The sequence below is a fragment of the Salana multivorans genome (genome assembly GCF_003751805.1).
GTDB lineage: Bacteria > Actinomycetota > Actinomycetes > Actinomycetales > Beutenbergiaceae > Salana > Salana multivorans.
The window spans coordinates 273,907-288,331 of sequence record NZ_RKHQ01000001.1; the positions used below are offsets into that span (position 1 = coordinate 273,907).

The following is a 14,425-nucleotide window of genomic DNA, read 5'->3' on the forward strand; positions in this document are numbered from 1 at the left end:
ACCGCGACGCGGTCACGGAGCGCACGGCATCGTCGAGGTGTCCACGCAATGAGACGGGCGAGGGCGCGGGTGGCCGCGGCGAGGGGACGCACCGGGGCGACGGGGACCGTCACACCGGCGCACCGGCTCTCCGAGCCGTCGACGCGCCCGCGTCAGTAGCGGTAGTGCTCCGGCTTGTACGGCCCGGCGACGTCCACGTCGATGTACTCCGCCTGGTCCTTGGTGAGCTCGGTGAGCCGCGCACCCAGCGCCTCGAGGTGGAGGCGGGCGACCTTCTCGTCGAGGATCTTCGGCAGCCGGGACAGGCCGGGCGTGGCGTTCTCCTCGTCGTCGTGTGCCTCGGTGTCCTCCTCGGCGCCACGGTGCAGCTCGATCTGCGCGAGGACCTGGTTGGCGAACGACGCGCTCATGACGAAGCTCGGGTGCCCCGTCGCGTTGCCCAGGTTGAGCAGGCGCCCCTCCGACAGGACGATGACGCTGCGCTCGCCCCGCTCGAGGCCGTCCGGGGCGTCCTGCGCCGACACCGCCGGCAGCGTCCACTCGTGCACCTGCGGCTTGATCTCGGTCTTGACGACACCGGGGAGGGCCTCGAGGGCCGCCATGTCGATCTCGTTGTCGAAGTGCCCGATGTTGCCGAGCACGGCCTTGTCCTTCATCCGGAGGATGTGGTCGAGGCCCACCACGTTGACGTTGCCCGTCGTCGTGATGATGAAGTCGACGCTGCCGACGACGTCGTCGAGGTTCGCCACCTGGTAGCCGTCCATCGCGGCCTGGAGCGCGCAGATGGGGTCGATCTCGGAGACGATGACGCGGGCGCCCTGGCCGCGCAGGGCCTCGGCCGCGCCCTTGCCGACGTCGCCGTACCCGACGACGAAGGCCGTCTTGCCGCCGATCAGGACGTCGGTCGCGCGGTTGAGGCCGTCGGGGAGCGAGTGCCGGATGCCGTAGCGGTTGTCGAACTTGGACTTGGTGACGGAGTCGTTGACGTTGATCGCGGGGAACAGCAGCTCACCGCGCGCCGCGAGCTGGGCGAGGCGGTTGACGCCCGTCGTCGTCTCCTCGCTCACGCCGCGGATGGTGCGGGCCAGCCGCGTGAACCGCTCGGGGTCCCGGGCGAGGCTGCGCCGCAGCGTCTCGAGGAACACGAGCTTCTCCGCGGAGTAGCCGCGCTCACCGGGCTGTGGGTCCGCCTCGACGCCGCCGCGGCGCTCGGCCGCGGCCCCCTCGTGGACGAGCATGGTGGCGTCGCCGCCGTCGTCGAGGATGAGCGTGGGGCCGACGTCCTCCCCCGTCGCCGGGTCGATCCAGCGCAGGATCTCGTCCGTGCACTCCCAGTACTCCGGGAGGGTCTCGCCCTTCCAGGCGAACACCGGGACCCCGCGCGGGTCCTCGGGCGTCCCGCCGCTCTCCGGCCGCCCGACGACGACGGCCGCGGCCGCCTCGTCCTGCGTGCTGAAGATGTTGCAGCTCGCCCAGCGGACCTCGGCGCCGAGCGCGACCAGGGTCTCGATCAGCACGGCGGTCTGCACGGTCATGTGGAGGCTGCCCGCGATCCTCGCGCCAGCCAGCGGCTGGGTGTCCGCGTACTCCCGGCGCAGCGCCATGAGGCCCGGCATCTCGTGCTCCGCGAGCCGGATCTGGTGCCGGCCGGCCTCGGCGAGCGAGAGGTCGCGGACGCGGTGGTCCAGCGAGCCGCTGGTCTGCTTCTCAGGAGAGGTCACGGTCCACCAGGGTAGTGCGACCTCTCGCGTGCACCGAGCGGGTGCGTTGGGACCGAGTGGGTGCGAGTGTCGGACCCACTCGGCGACAACGCACCCATGCTCAGACCACCCGGTGCCGCACGAGCCGCGCCAGCGCCCGGCGGAGCGAGTCGGTCTCCATCAGGTCGCGCCAGGTCACGTGCAGGATGACCCACCCCTGTTCCACGAGCGCCGCCTCCCGCGCCGCACTCGCGTTGAGCGCGCGGGTCAGTGCCTCACCCCTGAGCCCGGCGAGCTTCGTCGCTCCGTCGATCTCGATGGCGACCTTGAGCTCGGGCCAGGCGAGGTCCGCCTCCCACCGCCCGCGTGGCGTGTCGACGGCGTACAGCGTGTGAGCCGGTGGGAGCCCCATGAGGATGGCGTGCCCGCGGACGATCGACTCCCCGATGGCGTGGACCCGTCCCGTCGCGGACGAGACCACCGCGGCCGCCGCGCGAGCGCCGCGGACGGACCCCAGCGCGCTGACGCGCGCGGTGAGCTCGTCGGGCTCGACGCCGAGCCTGAGGAGCACGTCCACGACGGGGAGCGCCCGGAGGAACGGCTCGGTGCGTGCCACGTCGATCGCCGTCCGCGCCGGTGAGGTCACCATCACGTCACCCAGGAGGCGCAGGTCCGCGTCGGGCAGCGCCGCCACGTGACGCCGGACGGGCACCATGCCCGAGGCCCCCTTGCGATGGCCCGTCTGCGTGACGTGGACGACGAGCGGTGGTTGGAACACCCAGCAGCCGAGCGCCATCGCCGCCGTGACGTGGCTGACCGCGGTGAGCGTCCTGGCCGTGGTCACGACCGCGCGAGCACCGACGAGCACGTCGTGGATACGACGCTCGGCGGACGGACGATCGGCGGACGCGGCCCGCGCGACGTACCCGTGCCTGACGCGAGAGCAGGCCGGGTCGAGCAGGGTCGCACGGCGCTCGGCCGGGGTCAGCTCGGCGAGGCGGAGGATCGGCGGGAAGCCGCGCGGCTCCACTCTCGATCCGCGGGTCGGGGCACGCAGGCCGGTCCAGGCATCGGGGTAGGTCATGACGACACACCCTCGCGGCGCTCGGGCGCTCTCCGCCACGGGGGTGTGGCCAGACCGGCGGCGGAGCGCATCTCGCGCGCCAGTGGACAGCTGGCGGGTGCGATGTCGTCGGGCGGGTGCGACTGTCGCACCCACTCGATGACATCGCACGCCGTCCGTCAGCCGGCGACGGCCCGGCGCAGGTCCGGCTCGAGATAGATGAGCGTGGCCTCGGGGACGGCCTGGCGGACGCGGGCCTCGGCCCCGTCGATCGCGGCCGCGACCTGCGCGGCCGACGACGCGGCCGGCACCTCGATCTTGGCCGCGACGAGCAGGTCCTCGGGGCCGACGTAGAGCGTGCGCAGGTGGATGACCGAGGAGACGCCGGACCCACCGGGGACCGCGGCGCCCACGAGCGCGTCCTCGAGCGCGGCGACCACCCCGGCCTCGGCGCCCTCCCCCAGGAGCATCGACTTGGTCTCGCGCGCCAGCACGAACGCGATGCACACGAGCAGCACGCCGATCGCGGCCGAGCCGACGGCGTCCCAGCGTCCGTCGTGGGTCAGGAGCGTCATCCCGACGCCGAACAGCGCGAAGACGAGGCCGATGAGCGCGCCGAAGTCCTCGAGCAGGATGACGGGCAGCTCCGGCGACTTCGAGCGCTGGATGAACTGCCACCACGACCCCGAGCCCTTGTGCGGTCGCGCCTCGTGGATCGCCGTGCGGAAGGAGTAGCTCTCCATGAGGATCGCCGCGCCGAGCACCGCGAGCGGGACCCACCACCACTGCCCCTCGATCGGGTGCGGGTGGCGGAACTTCTCGACCGCCTCGTAGATCGCGAAGCAGCCACCGAGGGTGAACAGCACGATCGAGACGATGAACGCGTAGAAGTAGCGCGCGCGGCCGTAGCCGAACGGGTGCGAGGCGTCGGCCTTGCGGGTCGCGCGGCGGCCCCCGAACAGCAGGAGCACCTGGTTGCCCGAGTCCGCGATGGAGTGCACCGACTCGGCGAGCATCGAGCTCGACCCGGTCAGGAGGAACGCGATGAACTTGGTGATCGCGATCCCGAGGTTCGCCGCGAGTGCGGCGAGGATCGCCCTGGTCCCGTGCTGGGCGGACATGCGGTTCCCCTTGTGTGCCGGTGGTGCGTGATGGAGGACGACGAGCCGCGCGGCCTCGCCGGTCCGGTCGGGCTCAGCCCTCCGCCGCGTACCGCTTGAGGATGTCCTCAAGCGGACCGTCGGCGACGAGCCGGCCCTCGCGCAGGTAGAGCCCGCGCGTGCAGAAGCGGCGCAGGTCCCCGTCGTTGTGGGAGACGAGGAACAGCGTCCGTCCCTCGTCGAGCAGCTCCCGGATCCGGCGGTAGCACTTCTCCCGGAAGGCCTTGTCGCCCACGGCGAGCACCTCGTCGACGAGCAGGATGTTGCCGTCGAGCTGCGACATGACCGCGAACGCGAGGCGCACCTTCATCCCGGAGGAGTAGTGCCGGAACGGGGTGTCGAGGAAGTCGCGCACCTCGGCGAAGTCCACGATCCGCTCGAACCGCTCGTCGATCGTCGCCTTGGACATCCCCCGCAGACCGGCGGCGAGATAGATGTTCTCGCGACCGGTGAGGTCGTCGACGAAGCCGCCCGTCAGCTCGATGAGCGGGGCGACGACGCCGGTGACGGCCACGGACCCCTCGTCGGGGATCATGACGCCGGCCACCATCTTGAGCAGCGTCGACTTGCCCTGGCCGTTGCGCCCGACGACACCGATCGCCTCGCCCGCGTGGACGTCGAAGCTGACGTCGCGCAGTCCCCAGAAGGACTTCGCCTTGAACTGCTTCGCGCGACCGGGACGCAGGATGAGCTCGCGCAGCCCCTGGTTGCGGCGCCCGAGCGTGAACTTCACGCCGAGGCCCCGGACCGAGATGACGGGCTCGGTGCCGACCATGGTCTCGCTCATCACATCTCCTTGAGGACCTGGCGCTCGAGGCGCGAGAAGACGATCTGTCCGGCGAGGAGCGTGAGCACCGAGATGACGAGGGCCGTGAGGTAGATCTTCGGGTCGACCGGCTGGTCGAAGAACCCCGCACGGTAGCCGGAGATGATCCCCGTCATCGGGTTGAGCAGGAACAGCTCCTTCATCCAGCCCGGGGTGTCCATCTTGAGGATGTCCTCGACGCCGTAGATGATCGGCGAGACGTAGAAGAGGAACCGCATCGCGATCTTGATGAGCGGGTCGACGTCGCGCAGGAGGACCGTGGCGGGGGCGAGCAGGAGCGCGAGGCCCACCATGAAGATGACCTGCGTGATCATCGCGGCCGGGAACATCCACAGGTTGGCGTTGACCGCCGGCTTGAAGAACAGGATGAGGACGACGAGGACCGGGATCGAGAAGAGGAACTCGGTGCCCTTCGACAGGACGACGCGGATCGCCCACAGCTCCCGCGGCAGTGCCGTCGAGCGGACGAGCCGGGACTCGCTCTGCAGCGCGTGGGAGGAGTCGACGACGCCGTTCTGGAACCAGGTCCAGGGCAGGAGCGCGACGATGAGGAAGATCACGTAGGGCTCCTGGCCGACGTGGCGGCCGTTGAAGATCTTCGTGAAGACGAACCAGTAGACCGCGCTCATGAGCAGCGGGTCGAGCACCGACCAGACGTAGCCCAGCGCCGAGCTGGCGTAGCGGACCGAGAGGTCGCGCTTGACGAGCAGCCCGAGGATCTTCCGGTTCTGCCAGACGGTCGCGGGACGCGAGACCAGCGTGCTGGTCCGGCGCGTCACTCGAGTGGTGTCACTCGACACGGGTCACCTCACCTCCTGGTCGACGGCCAGGAGGAGCCTACCGATCCTCACTCGACCGGACGCCCGGCACTCGGCAGCAGCACGGGCACCCCGTCGCTGATGGGATAGGCGAGCGGCCGCTCGTCGGAGTCGTTGACGAGCTCGGGCTCGCCGTCCGGCCCGGTCCGCTCTCGCAGCCGCGTCCCGGTCACCGGGCAGCGCAGGTGGTCGCGGACCCAGCCGAGATCGTCGGGGGTCACGACCCCGGTCTCACCGGGCTCGGATGGCGTGGGGAACGAGGTCACGGTCACTCTCCTCCGTCGAGGACTCGCAGGTGCCCGCGGCGGGATCCCGCGCGGGCTGACGGCGCCGGCTCGGTCACGGCGGCCGGGGGGCGGGACGCCTCGCGGACGGCCTCGGCGAGCGCGACGAGGTCGTCCGGCGTCGGCGGCGCCGGCGTGAGGTCCACCTGGAGCCGCACGACCTCCCAGCCCCGCGGCACGGTGAGGCGCTCGGCGTGGTCGGCGCACAGGTCGTAGGAGTGCGGCTCGGCGTGGGTCGCGAGGGGGCCGAGGACGGCCGTGGAGTCCGCGTACACGTACGTCAGAGTCGCGACAGCCGATGCCGTGCACGTGGCACGGGTGCACTGACGGATCCTCACGCGCCAACGGTACCCGCTGGCCCGGCCCTCACCGGCGCACCGCGCCCACCGTCGCACCCTCGCCCGCGCGGACGCGTACCCTCGACGTGTGGCAGCCTCCCGCGACCCCGAGCGCACCGGCGGGCACGTGCACGACCCGCACTCGCTCGACACGCTCGCGCTGCCCTCCCGCCGCTCCGGACGACGGCGCGACCGACGCGGCCGCGGCCTGCGCGGCCCGCTCCTTCCGCCCGGGATGCCAGCGGCGCAGAGCAGGCGCGAGGAGTTCGAGGACGCCGTGCTGGACACCGTCGAGCTGCTCGAGCGCTCCTGGGCGAAGCAGCTGCGCGACGTCGAGTTCGGGATCGAGGAGGTCCCGCCGTCGGACCCCTCGCCGTGGGAGCGCGGCGTGCCGCTCGGCCGCTCGTTCGCGAGCGACGCGGTCGCCGGCCTGCCAGCGCGCGTCGTGCTCTACCGCCGCGTCGTCGAGGCGCGCGCCGACGGTCCGGACGACATGCGCTCGCTCGTGCGCGCCGTCGTCGTCGAGCAGGTGGCCGAGATGCTCGGCCGCTCCCCCGAGGACATCGACCCGACCTACCACGCCGACTGACGCCGAGCGCTCAGCCGGTCGTGACGAACGAACCAACGACCTCGACGAAGGAGACCTCCAGGTGCGCGTTCTCGTGACCGGTGCCGAAGGAATGCTCGGCAAGGACCTCTGCCAGCGGTTCGCGAGCGAGCACGACGTGCGTGCGACCGACCGCGGCGAGGTCGACATCACCGACCCGAGCCAGGTCGACCTGGCGGTTCGCGACGTCGACGTCGTCGTCAACTGTGCCGCGTGGACGAACGTCGACGCCGCGGAGGAGCGTGAGCCGGAGGCATTCCTGCTCAACGCGGTCGCGCCCCAGCTCCTGGCTCGCGCGGCGACGTCCGCCGGGGCACGCCTGGTCCAGATCTCGACCGACTACGTCTTCTCGGGAACGGCCGACTCGCCGTACGCCGAGGACGATCCCGCGCGCCCGCGGTCCGCCTACGGCCGCACGAAGGCCGCGGGCGAGTGGGCCGTCCGCGCCGCCGGAGCAGAACACCTCGTCGTGCGAACGGCCTGGCTGTACGGTGCCGGCGGCGGCAGCTTCCCCAGAACGATCGGACGCGCCGCGAGCGAGCGTGATCACCTCGACGTCGTCGACGACCAGGTCGGACAGCCGACCTGGACCGTCGACGTGGCCGACCTGGTGGCTCGACTCGTCGAGTCGGACGCGCCGGGAGGCTGCTACCACGCGACCTCGTCCGGTGAGACGACCTGGTTCACGTTCGCCCAGGCCGTGGTCGCCGCCCAGGGGCTCGAACCGGCGATGGTGCGACCGACCACGAGCGATGCGTTCGTGCGTCCGGCCCCTCGACCGGCCTACTCCGTCCTCGGACACGACCGGCTCCACGACATCGGCGTCACCCCGATCGGGCCCTGGCGGGAACGCTGGGAGATCGCGGCGCCCGCGATCCTGGCGTGACCGCCGCCCGGGAGCAGCCGGCCGCTGAAGGGGTGGCGCTCAGCCGGCCGTGACGGCCACGTGGACGGTGCGCTCGACCTGCGGGTCCTCCGTCGCCGGTACCACCGAGATGAGCTCGCCCAGCTCGTCGGCGTAGGTCAGCACGACCGCGGAGCTGACACCCGCGCCGCCGGTCGCGTCGAGCCGGACGAGCGCCGTCGCCGGTGAGAGCGCCGTCAGGTCGACCGCCGTCGACCGGCCGGCCGGCACGGTCACGGACGTCTCGCCCACGACGGAACCGTCCGCGCCGATCGCGGTGACCGCGACCTCGACGTCGGCCGCCTCCGCCGCGTCCTCGTCGGACTCGCCGTCGGCGCCGCCGTCCTCACCGGCAAGGACGAGCACCGCGCGGTCGGCCAGCGAGCCCAGCCCCGGCACCGCGACCACCGAGCTCGCCGCGAGCGGCACGGAGCCGAGCCAGGCCCGGTCCACCAGGGGCACGTCCGGATCGATCGGGTCGGGCCCGCCGACGCGGACGAGCGAGACGCCGGCCACGATCGGCACGTCCGAGGTGGCCCGCAGCGCGTACGTCCCGGCGGGCGCCCCCGCGAGCGAGACCTCCGCCACGACACCGGGATCGACGACGAAGCGCTGGTCGCCGCCGAGGAGGTGGACGCCGTCGGCTCCGACGAGCTCGAGCACGACCTCCGCCGGCTCGGAGCCCGGGTTGAGGAGACGCACGAGGGACGGGTCGCCGTCGTCGACGGTGCTCGACCCGAGCACGACGCCGGGCACGACCAGGTCCGTCCCCGGGCCGCCCGTCGCGCCGACGAGGTCCAGCCCGGCGGCCGTGAGCCCGTCGAGGTCGGTCGTGCGCAGCGACGCGGCGATCACGCCGCCGCGCGAGCTGACGAGCAGGGCGAGCCGCGACACGTCCGGCGCCAGCGCCTCGATCGCCTGCTCGATGGTCTCGCCCGGCGCGACGACGACCTCACCGCGGTCGATCGACACCTCGCCGGTCTCGCTCCAGGCGCGCACCGACACGGTCGCGGGCGTCGAGCCGGGGTTGGCGAGCTGCAGCACCGTGCTCGACCCGACGGTCGTGCGACCGGCGACGAACCAGGCCGTCGTCCCGCCGCCGGGGCACGCCAGGGCGCCCAGGCCGCGCAGGTCACCGGAGAGCGCGCGCTGCGCGAGCCCCGCGCTCGCGAACGCGGCGACGCCGGTCGGCTCGCCGCGGAGCACCGTGCCGGTCTCGACGGCGGCCAGCGACCCGGCGGCCGCTGCGTCGCCGGGCTCCAGCTCGGTGACGCTCCCGTCCGGGAGGGCGCCGAGCGTCGCTGTGCCGAGTCCGTCGTCGCGCGTCAGGACGCCGGCCACCAGGGCCGAGCTGACGTCCGACGCGCCCCCGAGCTCCGCGTCGGAACCGCCGCCGCCCGCGCCCGTCGCGGGGGCCGGGCAGACGAGGGCGACCTCGGTCGGCGGCACGTCGACCGAGAGCGGTGCCGCGGCCAGCTCCGGACCGGCCGGCAGCGTGCCCGCCGCGGCCACCGCCCCGGCGGCCAGCGCGACGACGGCGAGGCCGGTCACCGCGCGCAGGGTCGTGACGAGCGGACGACGCGGGCGTGCAGCACGGTCCGGACGCGCCGCGCGAGCTGTCCGTCCCGGACGCGCCGCGTCCTTCGTCTTCTCGGCGCGTGAGGTCCGAGCCCGACGCTTCGCGGGCTCGGCCGCCGCCGCGGCCGTCGGGCTCACGGCCGTCGCCGCGGCGGACCCGCCGTCGCCGGAGGGCGCCGGACCGGCGGGCTCCGGCTCGCGCTCTGGCGCCTCGGGCTCCCGCTCGGCTGCTGCCGGCTCCGTCACGTCGCCCTCGGTCACGTCGCCCTCGGTCGCGTCGTCAGTCGTCGTCTCGCGACGGGAGTCGTCGCCGGCGGCGGTCGTCTCCGGGCGCTCCGGAGCGCTCGGCTCGGGCGCGACGTCCGCGTCCGTCACCTCGGCCTCGCTCGCGGCCTCGTCGGTCTCCCCCGCCGTCCCCGTCACCTCGTCGGGCTCGGCGGCCTCTGGCCGGACGGGCGGCTCCGGGTCGGGCTCGAGCGAGTAGGGCGAGCTCAGCCGCGGTGTCGTGTCGTCGTCGGTCATGCGTCCTCCCGCCGCCGCGTCGGGAGCGCGAGGAGCGCCACGAGACCGAGGACGATGCCCTGGGCCCAGCCCCACGCCGTGCGCGCCGGGTCGTCGTACTCGATGCGGACCGTGCCGGACGCGTCGGCCGGCACCGTGAACGCCTGCTGCCAGCCCCACGTCCGCGTCTCGAGCTCGCGCCCGTCCAGCGTGGCCCGCCACCCCGGTGCCGCGCGGTCGGCGAGGACGACGACGCGCTCGTCCGGGCTCGGCGCGAGGGAGCCGCGCGCGGTGACCGCCTCCGAGGCCAGCGCTCCGACGGGCAGGTCCGGGCCGGCGTTCTCGACGGTGTCCGACGGCAGGGCGGACTCGGCGTCCAGCACCCGGACGCGGGCGACGCCGTCGGTCGCGACGACGCGCCAGACCGTTCCGGACGCGTTGGTCGTCACGCGCTCGAGGCCCGCCGTGCCGTCGAGCGCGGCCGCGAGCGTCGCGGCCGCCGTCTCGTCGACGCCGGGCCGGACGGCCGAGCCGGCGGGCGGCACGACGACCGCGGCGATGGCGTGCTCGACGAGCCCCGGGACGGCCTCGTCGGCGGAGACCGTGAGCTGGGACACCGCGACGGCGAGCGACTGGGTCGCTGCGTCCGGCGCCGTCGTCGTCGGGTCGAGGAGCGACCCGGTCAGCGCGTCCGAGGCCAGCGCGGCGTCGAGGAGCTGCGGGCCGTCGGCGCGCCAGAGCTGGACGTCGAGCCCCTCGGCCGTCGGAAGGATGGAGAGCACCCGGCTCGCCGCGGCCGAGTCCTGGACCTGCAGGCCGAGGGCGGGCACCGGTCGGTCCCCGCGCGCCTCGACGAGCACGGCGTCCGGGGTGCGCAGCAGCGCGATCCAGCCGGCCCCCGCCAGACCGACGCCGGCGCCGAGGACGAGCGCGAGGATGCCCCCGGAGGCCTGGCGCCACCCGAAGGACGCCTCCGCCAACCGGTCGCGGGCACCGTCGATCGCACACGTCCCGGCGACGAGGAGCCCGAGCAGCAGCAGCGAGAGCGCCGGACCGGGCCAGGCGTCGGCGACGGGCTGCGCCAGCCCGGCGGTGTCGGCGCCGCTCACGGTCCCGACCGGCACGAGCGGGAGCAGGAGCGCCGCCGCGAGCCCCAGGACGGCGACGAGCCAGGCGAGCCGGACCCCCGGCGCCCGGGGACCCGAGCGCAGGAGCGCGACGAGCGCGCCGACGAGCACGCTCGCCCCGGTGGCGATGGCGAGCACGAGCAGCGATCCGGTGAGCGGCGCCGTCACGCTCTCCGCCGTCGGGTCGGAGGGCCACAGCAGCAGCGACTGCCACGGCGCGGCCTGCGTGTAGGCGACGGGGACCCCGGCCTCGCCGAGGAGACGACGCAGCGCGACGTCCAGCGCCCCGGCCTCCTCGGTCGCCGTGAACGGCGCGGCGAGCCAGGGACCGAGCAGCATGATCGACGGCAGTGGCACCAGGAGCAGGCGCGCCCGGCCGCGCACACGGCGCGGGAGGAGGACGAGGAGCACCACGACGACGGCGATCGACAGCGGCAACAGCACGGGGGCACCGGCGCTCGCCACGGCGAGGACGAGACCGGCGGCGGCCGCGGCCGCGATCGACCCGGCGGGGCGTCGGCGCGCGGTGGGCTCGATGCTCGACGCCGCCGGGTCACCAGCCGGGTCGCCGACCGCCCCGTCGACGCGGCCGTCGGCGTCGTCCGTCTCCGAGACGTGCACGCGGCGCGCCCCGACCATCCCGGAGAGGATGACGTCGCGAGCCTGGACGCCCAGCGCTCGGGCGATCCCGAGGGCGACCCAGGGCAGCGTCACGTGCGCGAGGACGGCGCCGATCCGTCCCTGCGAGACGCCGAGCAGCAGCGGGGGCATCAGCGCCCAGGCGAGCGCGGCCCAGGCGCGAGCGGCGCGGCTGCGGGTGGCGGCGCCGGCCGCGAACCAGGCACCGAGGCCGGCGAGGGGCACGGCGCCGACGAGCAGGACCGTGACGGCGACCCACACCGGGGTGCCCCACAGGCCGCCGAGCAGGACGGTGAGCCCGGCCAGGACCAGCAGGAAGGGCTGCGCGAGCAGCGCGTGCCCGTCGCCGACGGCGAGCCACGGCGAGACGGCGTCCTGCCACAGCCGGTGCACGTCCGAGGAGACGGGGAGCAGGCCGCCGCCGGTGAGCGGCCCGGCGAAGATCAGCGGGGCCAGCGCGACCGCGGCGACGCCGACCGTCAGCACGGCGACGCCGAGCAGCACCCAGCGCCGCTTCCGGGCGAGCGCCGCCGCCTCGGCGATCTCGAGCTCGCTGCGCGCCCGGGCCGCCCGGCGGCTCGCCGCGGCCTGGAGCCGCGCGTCGCGCCACACCGCGAGCCGGGCGCCGAGGCCGACCTGGAGCGGGCGCAGCACGCGGCGCGGCAGCACGGCGGTCGCCCGGGCGCGGGACCGGGCGCGGAACACGGCGCCGAGCCGGGCCGTCGCGACGAACGGCGACCGCAGCTCGGCCCCGATGAGCCCGAACTCCTTGGTCGCGACCCGGCCGAGGGCCCGGACGGGCGCCAGCAGGTACATCCCGAGGAAGGCGAGGACGAACCCGACGCCCGACGTGCCCGCCAGCCGCGAGTGCAGCACCGCCTGGCGGCGGGCCGCCCAGGACCGTTCGGTGTCGGGTTCGGCCGAGGGGCCGGGCGGACCGTGCTCGGGAGAGCGCAGGGAGAGGTAGGAGGCCCGGGCGTGACGCACGACGGCGCGCGGCGCGACGACGACCCGGTGCCCGGCGAGCCTGGCGCGCCGGGTGAGATCGGCTCCGTCGCCGTACGGCCCGAGCGCGGGGTCGGGCCCGCCGAGCGCGTCCCAGACGTCGCGGCGGACGAGCGCGCCCGCGAGCGGGACCGCGAGCACGTCGGACCGGTCGTCGTACTGCCCCTGGTCGATCTCGCTCTCCTCCATGGCGGTGAACCGCCGACCGGAGGGGGTCATGCCGACGCCGACGGAGATGAGCTCGTCCGGGGCGTTCCACTCGACGTTCTTCGCGCCGACGATCACCACGGACTGCGCCTGCTCGACGGCGGCGAGCTGCGCGGTCAGCGCGGTCGGCGTCGGGGCGGCGTCGTCGTGCAGCAGCCAGAGCCACTGGTTGCGAGTGGCGGGGAAGCGGTCGAGGACGGCGCGGGCAGCGGCGCCGAAGGTCGCCGCGCCGGCGGCCGGCACGACGTCGGCGTGCGCGAGCCCGCTCTCCTGGCACAGGGTCGAGACGGCGACGACGGCGCCCGGGTCGACGACGGCGACGACGACCCGCTCGGGAGCCCGCCGCGAGGCGGCGAGGGCGCGCAGGGCGTCGGGGAGCCACGGACTCACGCCGCGGGTCACCACGAGAGCGAGCACGCTCGGATGCTCGCGCCCTGACACGGCTGACGTCACGATGGCGATGGCCTCGGATTCCGGAGGCGGCTAGACGGCGCGGCGCTTGAGGCGCCGACGCTCCCGCTCCGACAGCCCGCCCCAGATGCCGAAACGCTCGTCGTTGGCCAGCGCGTACTCGAGGCACTCCGCCCGGACCTCGCAGGAGGCGCAGACCCGCTTGGCCTCCCGCGTGGATCCGCCCTTCTCAGGGAAGAACGCCTCCGGGTCCGTCTGCGCGCACAGGGCGCGCTCCTGCCACTCGAGGGCCCCCTCGCCCGTGAATGGTCCAAGATTGATCGCGTTCCAGGCGGTCGGCGACGAGAGCGGTCCCTCGCCGAGGATGTTCCACATCCGTATGCCTCCAGATCGTGTGCGCCGTGTGCCCCCACAGGGCGTACCTGAATTACACGCGTGTAATCCCGTCCCGTCAAGCCGCTGGGGCGTAACGAAAGTGTGGACATCGGCGTGTCGAGCGGGTTTCGACCTAGGTTGGGGGCATGATCCCGAGCCCTTCCGACGGCGCCCCGCGCGTGTCCTCCGCGCTCGCCTCGCTGGCGGCCAGCGGACCGCTCCCCCGGCTCAGCTGGACCGGCGTCGTCGACGGCACGCCCGAACGACTCGAGCTGTCCGGCCGGGTCAGCGCGACGTGGGCGAACAAAGTTGCGAACCTGCTCGTCGAGGAGATCGACGCCGGACCCGGCACCCGCGTCGTGCTCGACCTGCCCCTGCACTGGCGCACGCTCGCCTGGGCGACGGGCGCGTGGCTGACCGGCGCGACCGTCGTCGCGGCCGAGATCGTCGACGCGCCGGACGTTGAGCACCCTCCCGGCGGTTCCGAGCTGCCCGACGTGCTCGTGACCGCGTCGGCCTCCGCGGCCAAGGACGCCGTGCGCGACGGCGTCGAGCTCGTGGTGCTCGTGCCCATGGCGTCGTTCGCGCTCCGGGTCGTGGGTGGGCTCCCGGCCGGGGCGCTCGACGGTGCGGCCGACGTCGCGGCGCAGCCGGACGACCTCGGGCCCGTCCGGACGACGGAGGCGGCCCGGACCGCGCTGGAGCTGGACGGGCGGACGTGGACGTTCGCCGACCTCTTCGGCCGCGAGGAGCCGGGCGGGACCGGGGAGACGTGGTGGGGAGCCGTCGCGGTGCGCGAGTGGTCCTCCGACGCCGACGTCGTCCTCGAGGGCGCCGGCTGAGCTCCCCCGCGTCACCGGCGGTCGCGCGGCGGAGGCGGTG

At 74.4% G+C, this 14,425-nt stretch carries 13 protein-coding genes; 3 read left to right on the plus strand and 10 right to left on the minus strand.

What is annotated here, in order from left to right:
- Positions 1-152: 152 nt before the first annotated feature.
- From ahcY to EDD28_RS01415, 7 genes are all read right to left on the minus strand, one after another.
- Entirely contained in the window at positions 153-1,721 is a 1,569-nt protein-coding gene (ahcY, locus tag EDD28_RS01385) for an adenosylhomocysteinase (RefSeq protein ID WP_123738003.1), read from the minus strand.
- A 100-nt stretch (positions 1,722-1,821) separates the two neighbouring features.
- Positions 1,822-2,784 carry a PDDEXK family nuclease gene (locus EDD28_RS01390; protein ID WP_148059509.1) on the minus strand — a complete coding sequence of 321 codons (963 nt, stop codon included), beginning with the start codon at positions 2,782-2,784 and terminating at the stop codon, positions 1,822-1,824.
- Between the two features lie 158 nt (positions 2,785-2,942).
- Complete coding sequence (locus EDD28_RS01395) at positions 2,943-3,884, minus strand: cation diffusion facilitator family transporter (RefSeq protein WP_123738005.1); 942 nt, start codon at positions 3,882-3,884, stop codon at positions 2,943-2,945.
- Between the two features lie 73 nt (positions 3,885-3,957).
- On the minus strand, positions 3,958-4,710 hold the full coding sequence (locus tag EDD28_RS01400) for an ABC transporter ATP-binding protein (RefSeq protein WP_245967863.1): 753 nt from the start codon (positions 4,708-4,710) through the stop codon (positions 3,958-3,960).
- Positions 4,710-5,528, minus strand: coding sequence for an ABC transporter permease (locus tag EDD28_RS01405; RefSeq protein ID WP_245967864.1), 819 nt, complete (start codon positions 5,526-5,528; stop codon positions 4,710-4,712). Before EDD28_RS01405 ends, EDD28_RS01400 begins: the two co-directional genes overlap by 1 nt.
- A gap of 68 nt (positions 5,529-5,596) precedes the next feature.
- Entirely contained in the window at positions 5,597-5,833 is a 237-nt protein-coding gene (locus EDD28_RS01410) for a Trm112 family protein (RefSeq protein ID WP_342769915.1), read from the minus strand.
- Positions 5,834-5,835: 2 nt separating this feature from the next.
- Positions 5,836-6,189 carry a DUF3499 domain-containing protein gene (locus EDD28_RS01415; RefSeq protein WP_123738007.1) on the minus strand — a complete coding sequence of 118 codons (354 nt, stop codon included), beginning with the start codon at positions 6,187-6,189 and terminating at the stop codon, positions 5,836-5,838.
- Between the two features lie 88 nt (positions 6,190-6,277).
- On the opposite strand from EDD28_RS01415, the gene EDD28_RS01420 reads away from it, so the two are divergent.
- Positions 6,278-6,778 (plus strand): metallopeptidase family protein, encoded by a 501-nt coding sequence (locus tag EDD28_RS01420; protein ID WP_245967865.1) that lies wholly within the window; start codon positions 6,278-6,280, stop codon positions 6,776-6,778.
- A gap of 61 nt (positions 6,779-6,839) precedes the next feature.
- Complete coding sequence (gene rfbD, locus EDD28_RS01425) at positions 6,840-7,682, plus strand: dTDP-4-dehydrorhamnose reductase (RefSeq protein WP_123738008.1); 843 nt, start codon at positions 6,840-6,842, stop codon at positions 7,680-7,682.
- A 39-nt stretch (positions 7,683-7,721) separates the two neighbouring features.
- Here rfbD and EDD28_RS17220 read toward each other — a convergent pair whose 3' ends face one another.
- The 3 genes from EDD28_RS17220 to EDD28_RS01440 all read right to left on the minus strand — a co-directional run bounded on the left by EDD28_RS17220 (position 7,722) and on the right by EDD28_RS01440 (position 13,543).
- Positions 7,722-9,800 (minus strand): DUF5719 family protein, encoded by a 2,079-nt coding sequence (locus tag EDD28_RS17220; RefSeq protein ID WP_170169312.1) that lies wholly within the window; start codon positions 9,798-9,800, stop codon positions 7,722-7,724.
- Positions 9,797-13,174 carry a glycosyltransferase gene (locus tag EDD28_RS01435; protein WP_148059510.1) on the minus strand — a complete coding sequence of 1,126 codons (3,378 nt, stop codon included), beginning with the start codon at positions 13,172-13,174 and terminating at the stop codon, positions 9,797-9,799. The genes EDD28_RS17220 and EDD28_RS01435 overlap by 4 nt, the downstream gene beginning before the upstream one ends.
- Positions 13,175-13,240: 66 nt before the next feature.
- On the minus strand, positions 13,241-13,543 hold the full coding sequence (locus tag EDD28_RS01440) for a WhiB family transcriptional regulator (protein ID WP_123738010.1): 303 nt from the start codon (positions 13,541-13,543) through the stop codon (positions 13,241-13,243).
- Positions 13,544-13,689: 146 nt separating this feature from the next.
- Between EDD28_RS01440 and EDD28_RS01445 the strand changes: the two genes are divergently transcribed.
- The gene (locus EDD28_RS01445) at positions 13,690-14,385 is read left to right on the plus strand and encodes a TIGR03089 family protein (protein WP_123738011.1); all 696 of its coding nucleotides are present in this window, start codon (positions 13,690-13,692) and stop codon (positions 14,383-14,385) included.
- Positions 14,386-14,425 lie beyond the last annotated feature (40 nt).